22 protein-coding genes and 1 pseudogene are annotated in these 24224 nt (G+C 42.1%); 6 read left to right on the top strand and 17 right to left on the bottom strand.

Annotated elements, in window-relative coordinates:
• Positions 1 to 34: 34 nt before the first annotated feature.
• On the bottom strand, positions 35 to 877 hold the full coding sequence (gene rsmA, locus V7K42_RS21100) for a 16S rRNA (adenine(1518)-N(6)/adenine(1519)-N(6))-dimethyltransferase RsmA (RefSeq protein WP_334892817.1): 843 nt from the start codon (positions 875 to 877) through the stop codon (positions 35 to 37).
• Positions 878 to 1152: 275 nt separating this feature from the next.
• On the opposite strand from rsmA, the gene V7K42_RS21095 reads away from it, so the two are divergent.
• A complete protein-coding gene (locus tag V7K42_RS21095; protein ID WP_334919294.1) occupies positions 1153 to 2487 on the top strand; it encodes a pentapeptide repeat-containing protein in 1335 nt (444 codons plus the stop codon).
• 10 nt (positions 2488 to 2497) lie between these two features.
• Here the strand turns inward: V7K42_RS21095 and V7K42_RS21090 are convergent, their stop codons facing one another.
• The 3 genes from V7K42_RS21090 to V7K42_RS21080 are packed head-to-tail and all read right to left on the bottom strand — an operon-like array spanning position 2498 to position 4772.
• Positions 2498 to 2965: a Uma2 family endonuclease gene (locus V7K42_RS21090; protein WP_442938610.1), complete on the bottom strand. Its 468-nt coding sequence runs from the start codon at positions 2963 to 2965 to the stop codon at positions 2498 to 2500.
• A 36-nt stretch (positions 2966 to 3001) separates the two neighbouring features.
• Positions 3002 to 3778: a type I methionyl aminopeptidase gene (gene map / locus V7K42_RS21085; protein ID WP_334919293.1), complete on the bottom strand. Its 777-nt coding sequence runs from the start codon at positions 3776 to 3778 to the stop codon at positions 3002 to 3004.
• A 10-nt stretch (positions 3779 to 3788) separates the two neighbouring features.
• Positions 3789 to 4772: a Gfo/Idh/MocA family protein gene (locus V7K42_RS21080; RefSeq protein WP_334919292.1), complete on the bottom strand. Its 984-nt coding sequence runs from the start codon at positions 4770 to 4772 to the stop codon at positions 3789 to 3791.
• A 475-nt stretch (positions 4773 to 5247) separates the two neighbouring features.
• Here V7K42_RS21080 and V7K42_RS21075 point away from each other — a divergent pair, with 475 nt between their 5' ends.
• Entirely contained in the window at positions 5248 to 5547 is a 300-nt protein-coding gene (locus tag V7K42_RS21075; protein ID WP_094340098.1) for a ferredoxin, read from the top strand.
• 264 nt (positions 5548 to 5811) lie between these two features.
• On the opposite strand, the gene V7K42_RS21070 is transcribed toward V7K42_RS21075, so the two are convergent.
• The gene (locus V7K42_RS21070) at positions 5812 to 7560 is read right to left on the bottom strand and encodes a SpoIID/LytB domain-containing protein (RefSeq protein ID WP_442938609.1); all 1749 of its coding nucleotides are present in this window, start codon (positions 7558 to 7560) and stop codon (positions 5812 to 5814) included.
• 115 nt (positions 7561 to 7675) lie between these two features.
• Here V7K42_RS21070 and V7K42_RS21065 point away from each other — a divergent pair, with 115 nt between their 5' ends.
• On the top strand, positions 7676 to 7939 hold the full coding sequence (locus V7K42_RS21065) for a ParB N-terminal domain-containing protein (RefSeq protein WP_012410090.1): 264 nt from the start codon (positions 7676 to 7678) through the stop codon (positions 7937 to 7939).
• A 125-nt stretch (positions 7940 to 8064) separates the two neighbouring features.
• A complete protein-coding gene (locus V7K42_RS21060) occupies positions 8065 to 8556 on the top strand; it encodes a Dps family protein (RefSeq protein WP_334919290.1) in 492 nt (163 codons plus the stop codon).
• 397 nt (positions 8557 to 8953) lie between these two features.
• Here V7K42_RS21060 and V7K42_RS21055 read toward each other — a convergent pair whose 3' ends face one another.
• From V7K42_RS21055 to V7K42_RS21035, 5 genes and pseudogenes are all read right to left on the bottom strand, one after another.
• Positions 8954 to 10603, bottom strand: coding sequence for a S8 family peptidase (locus V7K42_RS21055; RefSeq protein ID WP_334919289.1), 1650 nt, complete (start codon positions 10601 to 10603; stop codon positions 8954 to 8956).
• A gap of 308 nt (positions 10604 to 10911) precedes the next feature.
• Positions 10912 to 11088: pseudogene (locus V7K42_RS21050) on the bottom strand (S8 family serine peptidase); the annotation flags it as partial.
• Between the two features lie 318 nt (positions 11089 to 11406).
• On the bottom strand, positions 11407 to 14109 hold the full coding sequence (locus V7K42_RS21045; RefSeq protein WP_334919288.1) for a type I secretion system permease/ATPase: 2703 nt from the start codon (positions 14107 to 14109) through the stop codon (positions 11407 to 11409).
• Positions 14058 to 14840, bottom strand: a complete 783-nt coding sequence (locus V7K42_RS21040) for a peptidylprolyl isomerase (RefSeq protein ID WP_334919287.1) — start codon at positions 14838 to 14840, stop codon at positions 14058 to 14060. Before V7K42_RS21040 ends, V7K42_RS21045 begins: the two co-directional genes overlap by 52 nt.
• A 308-nt stretch (positions 14841 to 15148) precedes the next feature.
• A complete protein-coding gene (locus V7K42_RS21035) occupies positions 15149 to 15946 on the bottom strand; it encodes a TIGR00297 family protein (protein ID WP_334919286.1) in 798 nt (265 codons plus the stop codon).
• 585 nt (positions 15947 to 16531) lie between these two features.
• On the opposite strand from V7K42_RS21035, the gene V7K42_RS21030 reads away from it, so the two are divergent.
• Positions 16532 to 16963 carry a VOC family protein gene (locus V7K42_RS21030; protein ID WP_334919285.1) on the top strand — a complete coding sequence of 144 codons (432 nt, stop codon included), beginning with the start codon at positions 16532 to 16534 and terminating at the stop codon, positions 16961 to 16963.
• 135 nt (positions 16964 to 17098) lie between these two features.
• Here V7K42_RS21030 and V7K42_RS21025 read toward each other — a convergent pair whose 3' ends face one another.
• On the bottom strand, positions 17099 to 17731 hold the full coding sequence (locus tag V7K42_RS21025; protein WP_334919284.1) for an esterase/lipase family protein: 633 nt from the start codon (positions 17729 to 17731) through the stop codon (positions 17099 to 17101).
• 400 nt (positions 17732 to 18131) lie between these two features.
• Between V7K42_RS21025 and V7K42_RS21020 the strand changes: the two genes are divergently transcribed.
• A complete protein-coding gene (locus V7K42_RS21020; protein ID WP_334919283.1) occupies positions 18132 to 18656 on the top strand; it encodes a hypothetical protein in 525 nt (174 codons plus the stop codon).
• A gap of 34 nt (positions 18657 to 18690) precedes the next feature.
• Here V7K42_RS21020 and V7K42_RS21015 read toward each other — a convergent pair whose 3' ends face one another.
• The 6 genes from V7K42_RS21015 to V7K42_RS20990 all read right to left on the bottom strand — a co-directional run bounded on the left by V7K42_RS21015 (position 18691) and on the right by V7K42_RS20990 (position 24150).
• The gene (locus V7K42_RS21015) at positions 18691 to 18891 is read right to left on the bottom strand and encodes an after-VIT domain-containing protein (protein WP_334919282.1); all 201 of its coding nucleotides are present in this window, start codon (positions 18889 to 18891) and stop codon (positions 18691 to 18693) included.
• A gap of 10 nt (positions 18892 to 18901) precedes the next feature.
• Entirely contained in the window at positions 18902 to 19123 is a 222-nt protein-coding gene (locus tag V7K42_RS21010; RefSeq protein WP_334919281.1) for a hypothetical protein, read from the bottom strand.
• Positions 19124 to 19485: 362 nt separating this feature from the next.
• Positions 19486 to 20550 carry a tetratricopeptide repeat protein gene (locus V7K42_RS21005; RefSeq protein ID WP_334919280.1) on the bottom strand — a complete coding sequence of 355 codons (1065 nt, stop codon included), beginning with the start codon at positions 20548 to 20550 and terminating at the stop codon, positions 19486 to 19488.
• Positions 20551 to 20615: 65 nt separating this feature from the next.
• Positions 20616 to 21365, bottom strand: a complete 750-nt coding sequence (locus tag V7K42_RS21000) for a 16S rRNA (uracil(1498)-N(3))-methyltransferase (protein WP_334919279.1) — start codon at positions 21363 to 21365, stop codon at positions 20616 to 20618.
• Positions 21366 to 21453: 88 nt separating this feature from the next.
• Positions 21454 to 23370: a sulfite reductase, ferredoxin dependent gene (gene sir, locus V7K42_RS20995; RefSeq protein WP_334919278.1), complete on the bottom strand. Its 1917-nt coding sequence runs from the start codon at positions 23368 to 23370 to the stop codon at positions 21454 to 21456.
• A gap of 240 nt (positions 23371 to 23610) precedes the next feature.
• Positions 23611 to 24150, bottom strand: coding sequence for an outer membrane beta-barrel protein (locus V7K42_RS20990; protein ID WP_094340078.1), 540 nt, complete (start codon positions 24148 to 24150; stop codon positions 23611 to 23613).
• Between the last annotated feature and the right edge of the window lie 74 nt (positions 24151 to 24224).

Below are 24224 nucleotides of genomic sequence, written 5' to 3'. Positions count from 1 at the left end.
GGGGGAATGGGGAATTGGGAATTGGGAATGTCCCCTATTCTCTACTGCCCACTCCTAGTTCATTTGCTAGAATTACCCATTGCTGAACGCTGATATCTTCGGCTCTGGCTTGGGGATTTATTTTTAATTGTTCCAGTAAGTGGCTCAAGCGATCGCGTTCTATAACAGATTGCAAATTATTTCGTAACATTTTGCGCTTGGCACCAAACCCTAATTTTAAGAAAGTCTCTAACTGTCGGGGATTAAGTGCTGGTATTTCTATTTTTCGGGGGCGCAATCGCACTACTGCTGAATCAACTTTTGGCGGTGGATGGAATGCGGCGGCTGGAACGGTGCAAATTAACTCACACTCGGCCAAATACTGTACCCGCACGCTCAACGCCCCAAAGGTTTTTGACCCTGGTTTAGCATACAATCTTTCTGCGACTTCTTTTTGTACCAACAACACTATTGAGTCAAATGGTTCGGGGTTGGGGTTGGCGATCGTACCCAGTAGTTTTTCAATGATTGGCCCTGTAATGTTGTAGGGAATATTGGCTACTACTTTATTTGGCTTTTGGAAATTGGGAAAGGCTACCAAATAAGATGGTAAATCCAGGGTGAGAAAATCGCCTTGCAGCAATAAGAAATTTTCAGTCTTACCCAGTTGTTTTGACAACAGGTGGCATAAGTCGCGGTCTATTTCAACTGCAATCAGAGATTGGACTAAGGGCAATAAACGACGAGTTAGAATGCCGGTTCCGGGGCCAATTTCCAGGACGCGTTCGCCCTTCGCGGAGCCATCGCTTTCTGTACACTCTGCTGCTCGAATAATTGCGTCGAGTGCCTTTTCACTTTTGAGCCAATGTTGAGCAAAGACCTTACGCGGTCGGATCATCTGTATTTATTGCCTAGTCTAGTTTTTCGCTTTTTCTCAAAAACTTATTATAAATTGTGAAATCCGTCTACAGCGCTAGACTCACTGTAACGGATTTTGAACGGGTCGGGAATGTTGAAAAATCGCTAAAAGGACAATATTGTGGAGGCTTTAGCAAGTTCAACAGATGAAATTTCAGAAACTTTGAATTTAGCGAAGCGAAATCTAAAGTAGTTCGTGAATTTTCTGCGGTAGGAACGCTGCATAATTTGGATTGAGGGAGCAAAATAGAAAACATGACAATTGAATCCGATTCTCCTAATCTACCAACCCCAGAACCAGTTCCTGAAAACGACTTGCAACCGGATGACTTTGACGGTAGTTCAACTGAGAAAAACTTAACCTCAGAAGTACTAGCGGTGATTGGATCTTTACAATCTCCGCAACATACAATTGCTATACAACAAGCCCATTCCGAGTTCAAGCAACCCATTACCAAGCAATTCACAGTTAAACCGAGGGCATTGCTAATTACTTTAATAGCGATCGCCATCACCTTCATTGGAATTATCTTCAATAACTGGATCGTCGGCATTATTGGAACGCTGATAGCTTTATTGTTATCTTTAGCGATATTATTGCCTTGGTTCAAAGAAGTTTTAAACGAGTGGTTTTCACCCGAAGAACGCACCCTGTTTGTAGCCTTTTTGGGACTAATAGTCGCGATCGTTGGCTTGATTCGGTTCACAGGTGTAGGCGATCGCTTACTTGTTTTAGGACGCAAAATTAACTGGGATATTGCTGGTAGCCTAGCAGAATGGTTTGGCGCTTTGGGACAAATTCTCATCGCGATCATTGCCGTTTACGTAGCTTGGCGACAATATGTAATTTCTAAAGACTTGACAATTCAGCAAAATATGCTGACGATTCAGCAAAATATTATCACCCAACAACAGACAATTGATTCCTATTTCCAAGGCATTTCAGACTTAGTATTAGATGAAGAAGGATTATTAGAAGATTGGCCTCAAGAAAGAGCGATCGCTGAAGGACGCACTGCGGCAATTTTAAGTAGTGTCGATGGTAGTGGTAAAGCGAAAATTCTCCGCTTTCTCTCACGTTCCAAGTTGCTATCACCCTTAAAACGCGATCGGCTATTAGGTCGAGCCATTCTTGATGGGACTGGCGGATATGCAGAAGACCGCCTGGAAGGTTTGCGTGTCATCGATTTAGGCGTAATGTTAGCCGCAGCAGACCTTTCAGGTACTGATTTACGTTGGACTGACCTCAGCGAAGCTAATCTTGTCCGTGCTAACTTGAACGCTTGTGATTTAGTAAAAGCCAACCTCTCCCGCACAATTTTATATAGTGCTAATCTCAGTGGTGCTGACATCAACGGCATTCGCCTATTCTACGGTGTAGTAGATAAAGCATCGCCCCGCAGTCGGACTGAACCACCAGATTATGAAATCGGCGAACAAACTGGCGCTGTGGTGGAAAATGCCGATTTCAGCAATGTGCAACGGATGTCTGAGTCTGCGCGTTGCTACTGTTGCAGTTGGGGTGGCGAAAAAACGAGAGCTACTATCCCTGGTGGTTGTGAAGGTATTCCAAATAGGTTAGGAAGATAGTTATAAAAAATTAGTTAGCCGCATTAAAAATCTGCTGTGCAGTTAAATTTAATTGAGGAAAGGTAGGTGATGAAATCGCGGTGTTACCTTGAAATAGTGTCATTGGATATTCACCATCAACTAATTCGCATACAAAGATAGTAGGTTGTTTGGGATTGCCGATGAACTTTCTTGCACCCAATGCAGCATAATCAGCAATCCAATATTCGGGAATTCCCATTTTTTCATAATCTCTAAGTTTATTGTAGTAATCATCTCGCCAGTTGCTTGAAACAACCTCAATAACTATTGGAACCGATGCTGCTTGGCTTACTGTTGACTGTTTTTGAAAAAACGGTTCCTTGTCGAGATTATCAAGATTTAGCAGCAACACATCAGGCGAATAAGCGGATTCGGCAGAAGGAGTTTGGATCAATAATCCATAGAGCAATATTAGTTGCTCTAGTGTAACGTTTTCCGCAACAAGACTTTGAGTCATGATGTTAATCAAGTAGTAGAAAAACCTACCAGTAGTCTAGTAATTGTCACCTTCAGGTAGAGTCAGAATTTCAACGCCATCTTCAGTTACAGCTAAGGTATGCTCGCATTGAGCAGAAAGCTTGCGATCGCGCGTTACCGCAGTCCACTTATCGCTGAGAACTTCGACTTCGTAAGTACCTTCATTGATCATTGGCTCAATAGTAAAAACCATCCCCGGTCTGAGGCGCTTGCCTTTACCGCGAGTACCATAATGAGGAACATCCGGTGCAGTGTGAAAAATGTTACTGATGCCGTGTCCAACAAAATCTCGCACTACAGAAAAGCCTTGCCCTTCAGCATACTCTTGAATAGCTGCACCAATATCGCCAATGCGTCCCCCAGGTTTAACTTCAGCAATCCCCAGGCGCAAACACTCCTCTGTCACCTCTACCAGCTTTCTCGTTTTTGGAGAAGGTGTACCAACAAAAAATGTCTTGGATGTATCGCCGTGATAACCCTCAACAATGGGCGTTACATCAATATTAATAATGTCACCTTCTTTGAGAATCTGCTTGGCATTGGGAATGCCATGACAAATTACCTCATTTACACTGGTGCAAATCGATTTGGGATAACCCTTATAGCCAAGGGGTGCGCTTTTTGCTCCATGCGCTTGCGTCCAACGTTCGGCTTCATCATTTAGTTCCAGAGTGCTAACCCCTTGCTTCACAAACGGTTCGAGATGCTGGAGAAGTTTGGCTGCTAAACGCCCAGCTTGACGCATTTTCTCTATTTCTCGTTGGGATAAAATAACAATTAGTTCGGTTTTCATTAACTTTTATCTAGATATCTTTCATAAACATAGTTAACCCTGTCTGTGCGGCTCTTTGAGCAGCATCAGCAACCTTTAAAGTATACAAACTTTCCTCTGGGGTAACATACAAAGGAGTGCCATCAAAAAGATGGTCTAACACCATCTTTGTGTCTTTGGTAAACAAACCCCGGCGAGGGCCAACCTCTATAGCTGTTGTTTCTCCTGGCTGGATGAAAATTCCTGTGTCGCCATCAAAAATTAAACCACCCTTTTCCCCATGAACTTCAAACTTGCGTTCTGATTGCCAAATCCTTTGACCTTTGCCATAAACTACTTGGGCTAAAAGTCCACTGTTAAAGCAGAGTTGACTAGTGCAAAAACAGGTTTGGTAATATTCCGGTTCTATTTCCCAATATCGCTGATGACAGTTAACAGTAAATACTTTACCAAATAAATCTGTGAGGCGATGTAGGCGAGACAGCGCTCCAATTAAGGGAAAGCCGAATAACTCGTGGTTATAAGTCCATTTGCGAGGTGCAGGATTTTGGGGATTGATGGTGCTGTAGCGAACATAAAACACTTCACCAATTTTGGCTAAGTTTTGCTTTAAGGCTTGATGCAAGCCACCCAAAAGTTCTAAATGTTCTACGTGCAGGAGTTTTTGTTGGGTTTTGGCTAAGGCAATCAGTTCCTCTGCTTCCACTACATCTAACGAAAGGGGATATTCTATAATTACGTGTTTGCCGTTGGTAAGTGCTGCATGAGCAATCGCACCGTGATCTCGATTCACAGTACAAATTACCACTAGGTCTACATCTTCACGCCCTACTAGCTCTTGCCAAGAACTCAACGCTTCAATTTGGTACTCTTTGACAAAGGCTTCTGTTTTTTCTGCGGTATGACCAACAACTGCAATTAACTGCGATCGCTCATCATGGAGCAATGCCTCAGCCCGGAACTTTGCCGCATACCCGGTACCTACCAAACCTACACGCACTCTTGGTTTTTCCAAAGCTGCTCCTGAATTATACACGATCCTGATATATAAAAATTTGGCACAGACTCATTATCTTACGTGCTTACAAATAGGTTTTTTTTCGTCTTTAAATTCTCGGAGTTTTTGGAGGAAATTTTTTAATTTCAAACTTTTTCAGGTTTTTTGATTCTCTTGACAAAAATCTTGTCTTATGGATGAAAAGTCTTTTGGCAAATTTAGATAACATCAAATTTAATCATAGTTACTTCGCTAAAAGATAGTTTTTTATTATCACAGCCCGACTATGACAGTAAATACATAAATAAAACTTATTGGGATTAAGCAACTAAATTTCATTACTAATCGGGTTCAATTTCCAGTTACATCGTTTAATTTTTCTCGTAGTATCAGAATTGAAGCAAATATAAACTAGCGGCTAATTCCAAAGAACAGCCGCGACCTTTGCCTTAAGATAACTTATACTGCCGTTCACAAAAGAGAGGATTACTCAATGCCAACTTATAAAGTTACACTAATCAATGAGGCTGAAGGGCTGAACACAACCCTTGACGTTGAGGACGATACCTATATTCTAGACGCTGCTGAAGAAGCTGGTATTGACCTGCCCTACTCTTGCCGCGCTGGTGCTTGCTCGACCTGTGCAGGTAAACTCGTATCAGGTACCGTCGATCAAGGCGATCAATCATTCTTAGATGACGATCAAATCGAAGCTGGATATGTACTGACCTGTGTTGCTTACCCAACTTCTAATCTGACAATCGAAACTCACAAAGAAGAAGAACTCTATTAAGAGCAAAACTAAATAGCCAAAAACCTATTTCAATTGGTGATTATAGTTGCTCAACTTCTTAACTGAGCGATCGCCGAAAGTCTCAATCTTAGAAGACTAAACACCAAGTTGTGTGTGCTTCTTAAAGCCACTTTGACAAAAAGCCTGGAATTTACTATTAAGCAGGAACACCAAATTTACTGTGTTGCTGCTTAATTTTTTGTTTGCCTTTTATTAATTCCTGATTCCTACCTAAAGATAGATGCAACTTAAATGGCGATTAGCTTAAAATTTAATCTCTTTATTCAGAACTCGAATCTCAGTACCAGGATAGTAGAATTGAAGAATTTTTGGACTTGACCAACCTAATTTTGCTAGATTTTGAGCGCCAGTTTGACTTAAGCCAACTCCATGTCCTAATCCACCACCAATAAAAGCGTATCCCCACAGTTCAGCTTTGCCCTTATTCAGAGGTTCTAGGTAAAAAAGCGTACTTGTAGGGGCAGCAAAGGCACTGCGAACTTCGTCTTTGTGGAGAATAAAGGTACTTTTATCAGTTTTAACTGCGAGTTCAAGGATGCGTCCGCTCTTGCTTCGCTTGACTACTGCCATAGCCTGAATTGTCTTAAATTTGGCATGGGGACTGTTTTTCACCTGCAAAAATTTCTGCAAGTCCTTGATGATATCCTTTAAAGAGGTTTCCTTATGCCAACGAAACGCATCCCACTTGCTCTCATTAAATCCTTGTTGGATATTAATAAATTTCTGGAAGTTTTTTTCATCTGCCAAACTCTGCTTAGACAAGTCCCAAAAATTAGTCGCAGCATCTAGTACAGGGCGCAGATAGGGACGATCGTCGCCATTCCAGACATCGCTGAAGGAAGCAGTAACGCCACCCGTGGTGGAAGAATACAGGGCATCTACTAGTTCGTTTTTATAAGTTACTACCTTACCTCTGGTGGAAGCGATCGCTCGATCTGTTTTAGCAGCCGCTCCATTTAGCCCATAATAAACTTGGCAGTGAGTATCGGCACACAACTGGTAGTTATCTGCGGCAAACCTGCGTAAATTTCTTAAAGCATAAGTCCGGGCGAGAATTGCTTGGGCTTCCAGTGCCGCAGTTGGTGCATCCGTGCCTATTTCGTAAGGCACAACCCCACGTAAATAAGTTTCTAAGGGGACTTGGTTAACTAGAGTGTATGTGCCATAGGCATTTGGCTGTAAATTCAATTGCCCAGCATAAAGACGAGCATTTTCTGGTTTTTCGCTTTTATTCACCCGAATCAAGTTTTTATCAGTGCTGATTTCCAAATCATTTGGGCTATAGCGTTTACCATCTACCACCCAACTAACTTGCGGCACTTGTTTTAAGACTTTAGTATCAAGATATACTTTTTCTTGAGTAGAAGCTTGGATATTCTGCAAAAGCAAGCGGCGCAGTAAAGGAGTGCTATAAACATCTCGTTTAGCCCAAACCTGCCAGCGTTCTGGCTGGGCTATTTCCACTTCTATTCCCTGAGAACGCCATTTGTTAGCACTATCTTCTGCCGTTTCAAAAGTGCGATATGTGCCTAAAACTACCATTTCTTCAACATCTGGCTGGGGTAAAGCTTGCATGACTGTTTCCAGCTTTACGGGGTTCTTTGTTACCAGGGTTTGCTGCTTGTTGCCCGCTTGAAATTTTAGCTTTAAGCGATCGCCTTTTGTGGGTTCCAGTTGCAGTTTGACTGTGGGTTGTGAGCCAAATCGCTGCACAATCCCAATTTTCAATTCCATATCCTGGATATTGCTCTCAGGCCCTGATGCAGCAGTCAGCCCCAATAGACAAAATATTGTCAGCACAGTGTGGGAAAAACGCCAAAACGAAAATTTCATGCCTATTTGATAACATTCGCACAGCGTCTCGTAGAGAAGCGGTAGTAAGTAATCCTTCGCGTTGGCGGAGCCTCTTCTCGTAGAGAGCCTCTTTTGCCCCTTAATGCGGCGTTGGAGCTGATTTTCCAATTGCTTTGCAGCGCGGTCTTTTTGTCGCATGAGTGCTCCAATGATACCATTACCAGTTTTGCCCCAAATATACATTGCAAAACGAAGTCATAACGACTATGATTTATTTAAAGGTACAAAACAGAACTAGTTGGATAAACTCCTTATGGTTAGAGTCCAAGAAATTCCATTAAATCAGATAAAACGACCATTGCCCCGTGCAAACGATCCAAATAAAGTACAAGCCTTAATGGAATCGATTGCGGAGATTGGGCAGCAAGAACCTATTGATGTCCTAGAAGTAGATGGACAATATTATGGCTTTTCTGGTTGCCATCGGTATGAAGCTTGCCAGCGTTTAGGCAAAGAAACCGTTTTAGCCAGAGTCCGTAAAGCACCCCGTAGCGTTTTAAAGATGCACTTGGCATAGATAATAGGCATGGGGTATGGGGCATGGGGAATGGGGAATGGGGACTTAATTTTCTTGCCAATAGCCCAATTCCCAATGCCGAATTTCCAATCCCCAATTACATATAACCTAATTAGGAGAAAATTATGTCATCGAAAGTAACAGTCAAAAATGTAAATATCGGCATTGACGAGGTTAGTAGGGCTAAAATTGCCGAGGGTTTATCTCGTCTGTTGGCTGACACTTATACACTGTATCTGAAAACTCATAATTTCCATTGGAATGTAACGGGGCCGATGTTCCAAACCTTACATTTGATGTTTGAAACCCAGTATACAGAATTAGCCTTAGCAGTTGATTTAATAGCTGAGAGAATTAGAGCGCTTGGCTATTCCGCACCAGGAACCTACAGCGAATATGCCAAACTGAGTTCGATTCCAGAAACACTCGGAGTTCCTAAAGCAGTGGACATGATCCGCTTATTAGTGGAAGGACAAGAAGCCGTAGTCAGAACTGCACGGTCTATTTTCCCCGTCACAGAGGAAGTTAACGACGAACCTACTGCCGATTTATTAACTCAACGGATGCAAGTACACGAAAAGACAGCTTGGATGTTGAGAAGCTTACTGGAAGAATAGGGACTAGTACCGCAAGGCGGAATTCAAAATGACGCTCTCTACGAGACGCTGCGCGTAGCTTGCTTAAGAGCAGGGGTACGCTAGACTAGCTCTAAGGTTTGGCGCAGCCTCTCTAAGAGTTGCCATGCCGATAACCACAATTGACAACACGCCCTACCCGCATTTCTCACAAGCTTGAGGGGAAGGATGGGCAGAGGGGCAGAGGGGCAGAGGGGCAGAGGGGCAGAGGGGCAGAGGGGCAGAGGGGCAGAGGGGCAGAGGGGCAGAGGGGAAAGAACTTGGTATTTGAACTCTCCTCTGCTCCCCTGCTCCTCTGCTCCCCTGCTCCCCTGCTCCCCTGCTCCTCTGCTCAAACCCAGGCTTAATCGAGATGTGGTGAGAAATCCGGCCCTAGCATTCAGCTAAACTTTCTTCCGCTTGAAGAGGAAAAGCGTAGGCGTAGCCCGTCGTTCGCGTAGCGTCTCGCAGAGAAGACATCGCTCTCATCAATGGCTAATCCGTTATTACCTTCGGCGGGTATAAGATATTTTGCTGTTTCTGTATTTGTCCGATCTGTTGGAGAATTGAAATCAGAATTACTAGAACTAGCGATAGTTTCTGATGTCAGATATTTTACTGTTTCTGCGTGGATGCCTAGCACCTTGTCGTTAGACATCGCCTGACTCACTAGAGAACTAACATCATAGTTATTAAAACTAGAAATTCTCTGTAACGTGAGATTATTAGCCGTTTGTCCATAGATGCGTAACAGGTTGTTGTCAGAAATCACCTGCCTTGCTATAGAACTGACATTAGAAAGATTTAAACTAGGGTTTGTAATTTGTGTACTATTTCCTGCGGTATTTGCAATCGCTTGATTCACTAGAGAACTGGCATTAGAAAGATTTAAACTAGAGTTTGTAGTTTTTGTACTATTTTCTGCGGTTTCTGCGATAATCTGACGTACTTGAGCATCAGTCAAGTTGTGGTTAGCACTAAGCATCAGAGCAACTACACCAGCAACGTGGGGAGTCGCCATAGAAGTACCGCTATAAGTGGCATATTGATTATTTGGAACCGATGAATAGATCTTAACTCCTGGGGCTGTGACGTAAGTGATTTGATTCGTTCCAGAACGGTTAGAGAAGTCGGCCAAATTGTTATTGCTATCTACTGCTCCAACCGCAATTCCCGACTTGGATGCATACCGGGCAGGATAACCTGGTGATGAGTCACCATCATTACCTGCTGCCATGACAACAATCACTCCTTTGCTGCTGGCATAGTTAATGGCTGACTCCAGAGTACTGTTGGAAGATGGGCCTCCTAAACTGAGGTTAATCACATTCGCTCCATTATCCACAGCGTAGTGAATACCTTTAGATATGGAACTATAGGAACCAGAGCCAGAGTCATTCAACACTTTGACGGGCATGATCTTGGCATCATAAGCAATACCAGTGACACCGTAGCTATTATTTTCTCCTGCGATCGTACCGGAAACATGAGTGCCATGACCGTTTTTATCTAGGGTGTTGTTATTTTTATCAGCAAAGTTCCAGCCAGAAACATCATCAACATAGCCATTACCATCATCATCTATACCGTTACCTGGAATTTCCTTGGTATTCGTCCAGATATTATTTTTTAAATCCTCGTGGTTATAGTCAACCCCAGTATCTAAAACAGCAACAACGACTCCCTTACCTGTATATCCGTGTGCCCAAACTTCCGGTGCTTTAATGAGATCTGCTCCCCAATTATTGCCACCAAGATCGGGAACATCAGCAAAGGTATTCTGACCAGCAGCTTTAGCCACTGCTGCTGCTGCATTAATTAAGCCATAGCCGTTGGTGGAGTTATAACTTTCTGTGCTAAAAGCATTAGTAGTAGAGTCACTATTATTTTGCAACTGCACATCAGAATCGCTTGAGTTGTAGCTACTACGTCCGCTTAAGTTTAGGCTAGAGTCATCCTTAGTATTAAATGTATCTAATGAAGAGGTTGAAGTAAAATTTAAGCTTTTATTAGTAGAAAAAAAATTGTTATTCGTCTTATTATTGAGCATAATTTTTTCTCAAAATCAGCAATGTTTTTTTATAGCTAAAACATTAAAATTTTTGCAAACCAAAAATTCCAATGTGTAAATTAGCCGTCTTGTTAATAATTACTATGAAATCTAATAATAAAATGCTAATTTTATTACCAAAAACTATTATGAGAATCGTGCTTTTTCTGAAGAGCTACACTGATTTTCACATATTTAAAATATGCTTAATTATGAAATAAGCGGCAGAATGAGTGGCGTTTGCTGCTCATTCTGCCGCTTATAATAATTTTATTTTACTTTTGCTCAACCACACTTAAGGCATTATTCTATACCAAGCTATTTGCTGCTGTCGTTGTGACAATCTGACGCACTTGGGCATTAGTTAGACCTTTATTAGCACTGAGCATCAAAGCTATTACCCCAGCGATGTGAGGAGCCGCCATAGATGTTCCGTCTTCAAAACCATATTTATTACCCGGAAGTGTCGAATAGATACCGATTCCTAACAGTTTTCTGCATACTTAAGAAATTCAAAAGGCGAATAGAGCAGAACTCCATTCGCCAAGGGAGCAACGCGAAAAAGTGAGATCCTCGTGAAATAGGCAGGGGACGCAGGGGGAGCAGGGGAAGCAGGGGGAGTAAAGAGGCATTTTTAGTATTTTTTACTACCGAAACAGACTGCTTCTACACTTATTTCTTTCTCTTCCCCTGCCTCCCCTGCTTACCCATCTCACTGTTAGAGCATTGCTCCCTTCGCCAAAGACTATCTTTAAGCTGATTTTCGGGGTATAAAGTAAGCACAAGTTAGCTTGTTAAAGCTACTAGATATTTGCTTGCTGCCGTTGATATAGTGACCAATACAAACCCTTTTGCTGCAACAACTCTGAGTGAGTACCACGTTCAGCAATTACGCCTTGCTCTAATACCAAAATCAAATCGGCGCGTTTGAGGGGAGCAAAGCGGTGAGCAATCAAGAACACAGTACGGTTAGTGGAAACTTTTTGCAAGTTTTGTAGTACTTGTTGTTCAGTTTCACTATCCAAAGCGCTGGTAGCTTCATCCAAAACTAAAATCGGCGCTTGGGAAAGAAATAACCTTGCGAGGGCAATACGTTGTCTTTGTCCGCCAGATAAAGCTGTACCGCGTTCACCCACATTGGTTTCGTAACCATAAGGTAATTGACTGATAAAGTCGTGTGCTACTGCTAGTCTTGCCGCCTCTACCACTTGCTCTGCGGTAATATCGGGAGTACCGAGAGTGATATTTTCCAAAATGGAACCGTTGAATAAAAAGTCTTCTTGGAGAACGACACTAACTTGTTGCCGCAATGAGGCTAAATCGGCACTTTTAATATCAAAACCATCAATCAAGATGCGTCCTGATTCAATTTGATAGAGGCGTTGCAAGAGTTTAGACAGGGTACTTTTCCCAGAACCGCTACGTCCGACAATGCCAACAAATTGCCCTGGTTCGGCATTGAAAGAGATTCCCCGCAGAATTGCTTCAAAGTTCGGCCGGTAGCGGAAAAATACTTGCTCGAAAGTGACTTGTCCTTTCAAGGGTGGTAAAACTAGACCGGTTCCTAGTTCAGCTTCTGGGGAGACGTTGAGAATATCACCAATGCGATCTACAGAAAGTAGCACTTGTTGGAGGGTTTGCCATAACTGTACTAAGCGCAAAAGCGGGCCTGTTACTCTGCCAGATAGCATTTGAAAAGCAACTAGTTGTCCAATTGTCAGCTTTTGTTCGATGACTAATTTAGCTCCAAACCAGAGAATCAGCATGGTGGAAAAATTGGTGAGAAAGTCACCGATATTGCTGCTGATATTGGAGGTAGTAGAGGCTTTAAAACCTGTGCGAATGAAGCGAGCAAATAAGCCTTCCCAGCGATCGCGGGCGACTGGTTCTGCTGCATGGGCTTTAACTGAATGAATCCCGGTGATTGTCTCTACTAGAAACGATTGACTATCAGCACTCCGGTTAAAGGTTTCGTTCAGCCAGTTACGCAGAATTGGTGTTGCAACTATGGTCAAAGTCGCAAACAGTGGCAGTACTGCTAAAGCCACAAAGGTAAGCGGGATATTATAGTAAAACATCAATGCTAGATAGACCACAGCAAAGATGCTATCTAGAATCACAGTTAATGCTGTACCTGTGAGAAACTGACGAATTTGTTCGAGTTCCTGGACTCGTGCTACTGTGTCTCCAACGCGCCTCGACTCAAAATAAGCCAAAGGCAGCCGCATCAGATGGCGAAATAGCTGTGCTGATAAACTTAAATCTAGACGACGGGCTGTATGGGTAAAGATGAATAGGCGCAAGATTCCAAGTACAGACTCAAAGATGGCTACGCAAAGAAGTGCGATCGCCATAACATCAAGAGTCGGCAAACTCCCCTGCACCATTACTTTATCAATGACGACTTGGGTAATTAGCGGTGTTGTTAACCCCAAAAGCTGCAAGGTAAAAGATGCTAACAACACTTCTGTTAGCAATCCCTTATATTTCCAAACTGCTGGAGTGAACCAACTAAGGTTAAACTTTTCTTGCTGGGATATGAGTTCTACTTGCCACAATCGCCCATCCCACGATGCCTCAACTATCGACTGCGGTAAGCTTTCACAAATGCGATCGGGATTTAGAGGGTTAGCAATAATTAAGCGATCGCCTTTAACTCCATAAGCTACCACCCAAGATGGACTCTGGGGAGAGTCAGAATTCCACAACAGTAAAGCTGGAAATGATAGCTGTCGCAGCTCACCCCAACTCACTTGTAACCGCCGCAACGATAACCCTAGCTTTTCTCCTGCTTCCACAACCTGTTTTGGGCGTTGTCCTCTGAGTTGACGCTGCACCCATTCCAGTTGCACAGAATTTTCTAACTGTTGTGCCACCATTGTTAAACAGGCAGCAGCTGTATTCCAACTGGCAACAAACGGATAATTTGAGACGATTAAATTGGCGGCTGGGAGTCCTCTTTGAGGTTGGAGGCTGTGAGGGCTGGAAGTCCCCTCAGAGGCTGGCGCTAGTGAAGGAGTGGAAGAGAAGGAAAATGTATCTCTTTCTCCCTCCATATTCACTGGTAACACTTGCCAAAATTCTTGAATTTGTGGGTTAGAAAATTCTGTCCACAGGGCTGAATCCCAACATACTACTATTACTTCTTTGCTAGCAGCTACAGCTTTAAAATCCGCAGACAGCTTTTGTAAATCACCAAACCAATCCCCCACATCTAGGGCGGCTATTGGTTTACCAATGCCCTCTTCGCGTAAGCGAACTTTTCCAGCCACAATTAAGAATTGGTAACGCCTAACATCATTTGACCAAATTTTTTCTCCCAAACGATATTGACGAGTTTGGCACTCATTTTCCAATTGAGATTTTTGTTCGGGAGTTAGCCAGCATAGTGGTGGCTGACTCCAAGGCAAAGAAGCTAGCACTTTTAATCGTAAAGATTCATTATCCAGAATATTTAACTCACTTGTAACTTGACTGTCAGTTTTTGAATTTTCTCTGCTAGCCATTTTTCAAATAACTCATTTTGTAATGCAAGATTTAATTGAGTATCTTCTAAAGATGCTGGCAGAAATTGTTCTACTCGAAACAAACCATAAGGTCCTTCTCCTTGAGGAGAGTCTTTGCCAACGATTTCTATAGGTCCTACCAATTGTCCAGGACTGGCCACGTCAATAGCTGACCGTAATATATCCGGCATACTTCCTCGGCTGACGATTCCCATCATGCCGTTTACTATTCGGTCATCTGAAAGTGAATACTCTTTAGCTAGTTGCTCAAAACTACCTCCTTCTTCAATTTGGGTGTGGAGTTCGTCTGCCAATTCTCGATTATTAACAACAATCCGGGAAAGTACCACCCGATCCAAAAAAATTTTACGCTCAATAAAATATTCTTGGAGTTTTGTCTCCGTCACTACAGCTTTCAGCTTCTCTAACTTGTAACCAAAAGTAACCGATGTGTGAAAGGTAGCGTAATCTGTGTTATTAGTCTTTAACCATTCTTGAAAATTTTGGGGATCAGTGAGTTGATTTTTCAGTCTAAAATCAATAATTGCCTGTTCAGTTATTGCGGTGCCAATCTCTATATCGTTTCGTGTTCGGATTTCTTCCTCAATTACGTACTGACGGAGAATATCCCCAATGAACTGCCCCAATTTTCCCGAGGCTTGGAGGTACTTTACAGCTTCCTCAATAGAAATTATTTTGTCATTAATTGTCAAAAACGATAAAGATTCCATGAATTAATTATGTGAAAATGCTTAAACACTTATAGGACTTTTAAATTAAATCATATAAAAATCATCTGGTTGTTGATGAATAAATATGATAAAGATTCCATAAACTAATTGTATGAAAATGGTCAAAAAATTATATAGTTAGAAAATACAATAATTTCCCATGATTATGTTTACAGTCTAGCGGGGACAAAACAGGATTGAAAATATTAGAGGTAGTGCAGTAGAGGAAATTCAGGAGTCAGGATAGCGCAGGGTAAAACCTGCGGCGTAGCATTCCGACTTCTGAGTTATTCTTCAGCATCACCGATCTAGTTAATGATATTTACCCATGTCCAGGCAACTAGCACAGCCGCGATCGCACCGATTAATGTATTAAAAATATTTACTACTTCATTGGTTAGCCAAGTATATTTAGATTGCAGTGTTGCTCCAATCACACTTTCTAAGTTGGTGGCAATAAATGCTGCCAGTACACACCAAGCGACACCTAATAGATCGATTAAACCAACTCCCCAACCAACAAATGCGATCGCAACAGAAGCCACAATCCCAGCTAAAGTCCCCTCTAAGCTTACCGCTCCTTCTGTACCGCGAGGCACTGGTTTGAGTGTGGTAATCAAATAGGTGCTTTTACCATACGCTTTCCCAACTTCACTTGCAGTAGTATCAGCCAATTTGGTACTGAAACTCGCTACATAGCCTAGCAATAATAGGGACTGGGGATTAGGGACTAGGGATTGGGAACTAGGTACAAGAAATCCCGAATTTATTATCCCTACTCCCAAAGCACACAGCGCCCCAATCAAAGCAGAACCCCAGACATTCTCTGGCCCCCTTGCCCCAGAACGCTTTTCGGCAATTCCTTCAGCCTCTTTCTGTGCCATTCCAATGCGAGTAACGCCAGAACCAACCAGAAAATAGAACATTACTACTGTATATCCTTGCCAGCCTAGAGTTACCCAAATTAAGATGGCCAGAAACCAGGCATGAAACGATCCAGCAGGGGTAAGCAGCTTTTTCGGAGCAATCCAAGCTAAACCCAATAGAGTTGTGTTTAATACTACTGCCACTAACCAGGGATTAACAGAATCAATTAAGGATGACATCAGCAAATCATGAGTAATTTTGTCTGAACATCAACAGAATAACGAATTTGTCATGCTTAGTGCTTAATTTCTGAAATCTCTTCAGCTAAAGTAATATGTTTGTATTACTAACTAAATTGTATGAGCATCATCTTGAAAGCTGAGTGTAAAATTACAAACATTGACTAAAGAACGAGGATTAAACAAAATGCAAAACTTTTGTTTAGTTGGGTGGACTCTTCTAGTAACAGAGCCAAAGCACTTTATTATGGATGGTGCGTTAAGTTACCAACACACCATCCATAATAAAGTTGTAAACTATTAAATCTACGTTCCTGAGTGTGTGCCTATGCAAACATAAATTAGTATACCTACACAAGAGAAAGGAGTCACCCCAAAATAATTAGGTATAAATTATGTAAATGTAAGGCGAAGTCCTTAGCCACAAGGTGCAGTGACTGAAGTTGTACCCAGTTCCTTGTTTAGTTATAAAGATAAAGAATATAAGTTATTGTCAATTAAAACTGTGTTCAACTTGACCACAATCAAAATTTAACAGAATCAATTGTAGATAGTATCAACTACTGAATATTTTTCCCACAATCTATGAGCCAAACTTTATTCCATCTTGCTTTCCCTGTGACTGATATTTCCCAAACAAAAGCATATTACGTGGATGGCTTGGGCTGCATTCCTGGTCGTGAAAACCATCATGCCCTAATTCTCAATCTCTATGGTCATCAACTAGTGGCTCACGTCACAAAAGAACCCTTGATAGCGCAAAAGAGTATCTATCCCAGACACTTTGGGCTAATTTTTACCCAAGAACGTGACTGGCAAGACTTACTAGAAAGGGCACAACAACAACAGCTACTTTTTCATGAAGAAACCAAAAATCGCTTTGTCGGTTCTCCTCTTGAGCATCGCACTTTCTTTTTAGAAGATCCCTTTTATAACCTTATGGAGTTCAAGTATTATCGTCATCCAGAAGCGATTTTTGGAAGTTACGAACATACGCAAATTGGGGATAGGATTTAAGTAATTCGTAATAGGCTACCCCCGCTACGCTCTAAGCGTTCTCGAACACCTTCTCGTAGATAAAGCTATAGCGCAGGCTTTACGTAATTCGTAATTTAAAGATGAGTAGATTCAGCGTGGCAAGCATCTTAGCAACTAACTTGATGCTTTTTTAAGGAAGGGTAGCTTAATAATGTTTGTTAAAGCTGCTTTTACTGCTGTTAAACTCCTGGAGTCCGTTAGCATCCAAGGGTGTAGGATAACGGGTACTATTACTTCGCTTCCTACGGGCATTTGTGAACTATTGGCTGGCACAATCATCAAATCATAAGGTGTCCAGATAGATGTAAAATCTAGTTGCTCCAAGATTACAGCATCAGAATTTAAATCCTTGAGAAAAATGCTGTCGGGGCGCATTTGTACACAACCAGGACGCTGAGAACCATAAGCAACCACAGTTCCATGATGGGGTGAAGAGATGGTGATAAAGCTCTGGACGCGGTTAATTCCTCCCAGTCGCTGGATATAATAACGGCTGACAATTCCTCCCATACTGAAGCCTACTAAATCTAAGCTTTGTTCTGGTGCAAAGGTGGCTGTAACATAATCGGCTACCTGCTTTGCCAACTTATCCAGACCCACATCACCATTATTAGGAACCAGATCCAGGGAATATACAGACCAACCCTGTAATCCTAAGTAACCCGCCATTTTATGGAAAACTGCCCCCGTATCATCAATGCCGTGTACTAATAACACGGGATTGCGCTGCTGATTTTCAGTATTCATCTCTAAAATCTGGCTGAATTAAGTTTGTAAAAAATGTAACTGAGTAACGTTGCTCTGTGCCAACAGTCTATGACACTCCTCCCACTGGTTAAAAGTGAACTGCTTACTTTTCTCCAATCAATAATTTTCAAATGAAGGAGTGTTAATTTTTATAAAGCTTGCTTTCAGAATCTTGCTCTTAGTTACAGTAAAATTTAATAATTAGTTCTCCGTGTATATAGGTCGCAAGTGCTTGCATAAACAACATTTGCTCTATAGTTTTACTACAATGTTGATTAAGCATAAACCTATAAGGGTTGTCACCAGAATGAGGTGACGCAAAGCAGAAAATGTTACATTTTTTCGTAATTTTTAACAATTACGGTCGAGTTCCAAAATATAACAGGCAGGAGTAATTGTAATGGATTTTATCAAAAAGTTAATTTCAGGTATTCTCGGTTTCATAACTGGGCTGTTACCAGGAAAGAAGAAAAGCAACGGCTACTTCTTAGAATTGGATGAAGCTAAAGATGCTGCCAAAGATGCTGCTAAAGAAGTAGCATCGAACGCGAAGAAAGTAGCAGAGACAGTTACATCGAATGCGAAGAAAGTAACGGCAGCAATTACATCAGAAGCACCAACTCAATCCAAGCCAGATTCGTTGAACGGAACAAAAACCGCCGCACAGAAGGGTAAAGCAAAATCAGCTAAAAATGCCAAACCAGCTGATGTTACGCTAGTTCAAACTGCTGAGGGTCTTAAAGTTGAACCCGGCAAAAATGCAAAAGCCGCAGCAGCCAAAGTCCTGAAAGAGGAGCCAAAAGAAACTACCTTTGCGCCAAAATATCTTGCTCCTTCGGTTACTAGCTCTAATGGTCGTCGCCGTCCAGGGGCAAATATGAGTGCTTACTTAGACATGGCACGTCAGATTAAACCGTCTAAATAATTCATAGAGGCCGTAGATTTACGGTCTCTATAGATTAAAATTGAACGTGCAAGGTTAAGATAACTTTGCCTGTTGTAGATGAAGGAACTCTCCAAAGTAGGAGCGATCGCTTAATTTTCTCCACTACAACTGCATCTTTTACGGTTGAGGCTTTTTCATCCAAAAGTACTTGTCCTACCCGACCTTTGCTGACGGTGAATTCAAAGACGATTTCACCATTGAAGCCGGAAGGCAAGTTTTAGTTGTTACAGATGTTGGGTTAGGTTAGCAGTTCCTATATGATCCAAGCCTGTGACGCTGATAACCTCTAACTGATGGTTGATGGCTGCGTCTGATATTTCATCTTGTTCCATTTCCTCGGAATCAAAGCTCAAAGAGAGTTCTACTTCTTTTGCTACTAGAGATGGTGGCGATCGCCTTTTTCGCAGAAAATCTGGAGCTTCTGCTGAGGCTGGCGCTGATGGCATTGAGAGTGATAAGCTGTTGTGGTTTTTAATTTGCACATTGAGACAGCAGGGGAGCAGAGGAGCAGAGGGGCAGAGGAGAGGGTTTACAGGTTTTACCTAAAAGATTATGAGGCAACTTGTAGACGCGACAGCTTAGTAATTGAGAACCATCAGGCGGAGGACTGCCAAATACATGCTTGAGCGGAAAAACTAGCTGTTCTCCTTCAGGGGATTCAACATATAAACCCCCTACTTGCTGATTTTTATCACTTACTATATTCATAGATTTGATGCACTCTTATTTGATTTATTGAGCTTACTTCTGAAGGTAGGTAATAGGTAACATAATTCCCAATTTCCAATTCCCAATTCCCAATTCCCAATTATTTAACAAACACCAGCCCACTATATAAATGAAAAGCTGAGTCCCAATTACTCTGTTCCCTGCGAAATAAATGAACATGAGACTTGATATTACTCAGCATTTCTGTTTGATCTAATGTTGTATCTGCAAATGACGTGAAATCTGACCAAGTTTTAACTTGAGGTATTTGCTGTTCAATCCAACTTGATAAATTATTCCAATTAATTCTGATTGTATTTTGGTTAGCTTGGGGAATAGTTTCTAAACCTTGCTGGAATTCATAGCCATTATCATCAAATCGAAGAATACAACGCCTACCTGGTATATGTAAATCGCAAAACTGAGCATAGTCTTGTGTTTGAGTTTTCCATTCTAATTTCCGGCGGGAATCAATATCTACAACTTGTTCAAAAATGGGTAATAATCCCACTACTTTTGCTGTGACTTCTGACCAGTCAAAGGTGAGAGAACCGAGTTGATTTGTGTCATTACGGCAAACAACAGTAGCTTGTGGAGTAGATTCTTGAAAATGCTTAACTTGATAAACTTGGATTTGCTGAATTTGAGCTATTGTTGACCAAAAGCAAGGAATGCCAGCCTGCTGTAATTGTTTGCCATAAAATTTTAGTTCTCCCACTTGTCCAGTGCGGTACAACCTCCAGCCACGACTTGGCAGTAATAGCCTTGCAGTGTAAGGGTCTAGCTGCATAATCTGGGCGAATTTTCGAGATGCTTCTGTTTTTAGTTCGTTACTGAGTGGTTCTAAAACTAATACGCCAAGTTCGGTGTTATTAGGTTCAGATTTTGCCTGAGAAATGGCTCTTTGTTTTTCTTCAAGCTCAATTTCTTGTAGTCGTTGCAAGCCTTGACGTGCTAGGTCTATTATTTTGATATTTGTCGTATCTCGCAGCAGTTGTCGGTAAACTTTTTCCGCATCCGGGTACTTTTTGGATACTTCATGCAACCGCCCAAGATAAAATCGCACCCAAGGATTGTCTGGTGATTCTTTTAGCAGCTGTTTGAGTAATTTAGCAGCTGTTTGATAATCTTTATGGTCAAAGGCGATCGCAACTTGCTCAATCATCACTTATAAATACGCGCTAGAGTGATGTCTCATGCAAAATATTTTTTGCGTGAGCTATAAATCATTTATACTTCACAACTTGCGGTAATCAACGATAATGCTACTACTGGGGCTGTAACTGCTCTTAGGATGCGGCGACCAAGGGAAACAGGTTGAAATCCAGCTGACTTCGCATTCTCAATTTCTTGTGTTGTCCATCCCCCTTCTGGCCCGGTAGCAATGATAATTGTCATTTGTCCTTTGTCATTTGTCATTTGTCCTTCGGGCTGTAAGCAATCTTTTAAATGGGGAAACTCACCACGCGCTTCACAGATATATTGCTGGCTGTTTGCAAATGACAGATGACCAATGACTAATGACAGACCCGTATTAAAAGCAACAGGCTCTAAAATTGTTGGTACAAAAGAGCGTTCTGATTGTTCGGCGGCTTCCGCAGCGATGCGCCGCCAACGTTCGAGCTTTTGAGGACTAGGATGAAGTAAGGTGCGATCGCTCAATACTGGTGCAATACAAGTTACTCCCAACTCTGTACAACACCGCACAACTTCATCAAATCCATTACCTTTAGGTAACGCCACCATCAACGTAATTGATACAGATAATTCAGTTTCCACCAAAAGCGATTCTAAAACCTCTGCTTGTTCCCCTGCTAGCTGCGCTAACCACCATTTTCCTTTACCATCCATTGCAATAAAGCGATCGCCTTCATGCAAGCGCAACACCCGCCCCAAGTAATGTTGCTGTTCTTTGGTGAGCAAAATTTGCCCTTGTTGAAATTGGGAGGGTGCGATCGCAATTCTTTGCAGTTGAGACATGGAATTTGGGAATTTCAAGAATATCAAATCAAAGATGGACACAAATAAATCCATCTGTGTCCATTTATGGTTTGGTTATTTATTCACCTTACGAAAGATTCTGGAAGTAAGTTTCTAACGCTTCAGTCACCAACTGAGTCATCGGCTTACCTTCGCTTAGGGCGACTTCCTTCAACTTGCTATAAACCTCTTCTTTCAAGTTTACCCGATGGCGCGATTTGTTTGCACCATTGGTTGCTTGGGGTTCGTAGGTGGCGCTAAATTCACGGATGGCATCAAAACCAACGCGATCGCAAAAATCACCAAAGCTTTCCTTAGATTTCCGAGATTTCTTAAAGTAAACAAAAATCGGCTCTAGGAAGGTGTCTAAATCATTATGGTGCAGCTTTTCTGTGTAAGGTTGCGCCAGTCGAGTCTGATTTGGCGAACCCCCTAACCATAATTGGTAAGATTCTGGAGCGCTACCCACAAAGCCCAATTCTGCTAAGTAGGGACGAGCGCAACCGTTAGGGCATCCGGTCATCCTTACCACAAAATGTTCATTTTGTAAACCAACTTTATCTAAAAGAGCGCGAACCCGTTCCAAAATCCCCGGTATTGCCCGTTCTGATTCTGTAATCGCCAACCCACACGTAGGCAAAGCCGGACAAGCCATTGCATACCGCACTAAAGGTTCTATTTTGCTGGGGTCGTCCCCGACACCGTAACGGCTAAGAATGTCTTGAATAGCTTCCTTGCTACCTGGTTCAATATCGTAAAAAATCAGGTTGTGGTTGGCACTCAGACGGATGTGTAAGTTGAACTGCTCGACAATTTCCCGCAAAGCGGTTTTCAGTTGAAACGAACCTTCATCTTTGACTCGACCATTTTCAATGGAAATTCCTAAAAATAGCTTGCCATCACCTTGTTCATTCCAGCCGAGGAAGTCGTAATATTTAAACTCTGGCAGTGGTTTGAAGGCTTCGACTGGTTTACCGAAATATTCTTCAACTTGGGTACGGAATTTATCTACACCCCAATCGTTGATTAGATATTTTAATCTGGCGTGACGACGATCGGTGCGATCGCCATAATCTCTCTGGGTAGCAACAATCGCTTTCACAATGTCGTAAACGTCATCTTTCGTAACATAACCGATGGGGTCTGCTAACCTAGCAAAAGTTTCTTCTTTACCGTGTGTCCGCCCTAAGCCACCACCAGCAAAAATATTAAATCCTTCTAATTGTTTCTTTTTATTGGTCATTACGACCAAAGTCAGGTCTTGAGAATACAAATCCACCGAATTATCCCCTGGCACAGTCACGCAAATTTTGAACTTGCGAGGCATATAATACGTGCCATAAATTGGTTCTTCGTTGTCATGAATAATTGTGCCATTCCCATTACGTTGTCGGGCTGCCTTAACCTCTGGGTCTTCTTCAGCACTAATTGCCTTTTCCCCATCTAGCCAAATTTCGTAATAAGCGCCTGTCTGCGCTGACAGCAAATCAGCAATATTCTGAGCATATTCCCAAGCATACTGATACTCTGGGCGATTTTTAAAGGGGACTGGTGGAGCCATCACGTTGCGGTTGATGTCGCCGCAAGCCCCCAAAGTCGAACCCAGATTCTTGACAATTGTGGCGATTGATGCCTTCAGATTCTTCTTTAAAATACCGTGCAGTTGGAAACCTTGACGGGTAGTTGCGCGTAACGTGTGGTTGCCATACTCATCAGCGATTTTATCTAAAGCCAGATATAGCTGCGGCGGTACTAAACCACCTGGATTTTTTGTCCGCAGCATAAACTGGTAATCTTTTTCCTGTCCCTTGGTGCGGTTGTCGCGGTTATCCTGCTGGTAAGAACCGTGATACTTCAAAAGCTGCACCGCATTTTCGGTAAAATGGCTAGTGTCTTGAAGAATTTCAGTTGCTACAGGTTCACGCAAAAAATTACTATTTTCCTTGATTCCTTCTACTTTGGAAGGCTTACGGCTAGCGATTGGGGAAGGAGCAGATTTAACCATTAGACTTGTATAGTATTCTCAATAAAGCATTACGTAGACACCGAATCAGCACCTTTCGGCTACTTGATCCCCGGTAATCCGGCCGGAATAATGAGGAATAATTTAATTTTACCACGGCAAAAGCTGGCTTTGTGAGTGATGTAACACTTAACAAAACCAGCTTTTGGGAGTAGTGAGTTTTTAGTGCTAAGTCCTGCGTACTTAAGTAAAGTATAGAGTAACTGAGGACTCAATAATCTTTTATTTAAAGCGATAGCCAAGACCACCATTTATGGTGACAGCAGAAGCATCGCTATTTTGGTAAGCACCAAGTCCGACTTTAGCGTTAGTGTAGACGAGGAAATTGTTAGCAACTTCTGATTCAACACCAGCACCTACTACTACTGAATCTCTGTTACCTATAGGGGTTGGTGAGCCATCTTTTTCTACAAAAGAATAACCACCAGTTAAATAGGCATTAGTTCTATTAGCAATAGGTACATCCACAGAAAGTTCTGGGATGATAGCACTTGTCTTATCACTCCAAAGAACATTCCCGCGTGCAGAAAATGGCGTATTTCCTAATTTTGCGCGGCCTGTGACATTGCCACCAAATGTAGCAGCATTGTTGATACCTTGCCCGCCGCTCGTAACCCCAGCTGCAACACCGGCACCAATATAACTAGCGTCAGTACCCTTTTTGGTTTCAGCAGAAGCTTGACCAGCTGATAGAACAAAAGGAGCAACTATTAAGGAAGACAATGCAGAAATTGTGATGAAAGACTTGAGTAAGCGTTTCATAGTTTTTACCAAAATTCGTATTTTTTACTTGTATATTCCCAGTCGATAATCGGGTGAGAATGTTCCAAATGTTT

The organism is Nostoc sp. (assembly GCF_036917455.1).
In the GTDB taxonomy this organism is placed as follows: Bacteria; Cyanobacteriota; Cyanobacteriia; order Cyanobacteriales; family Nostocaceae; genus Nostoc.
This window is presented reverse-complemented; position numbering and strand designations above follow the sequence as displayed.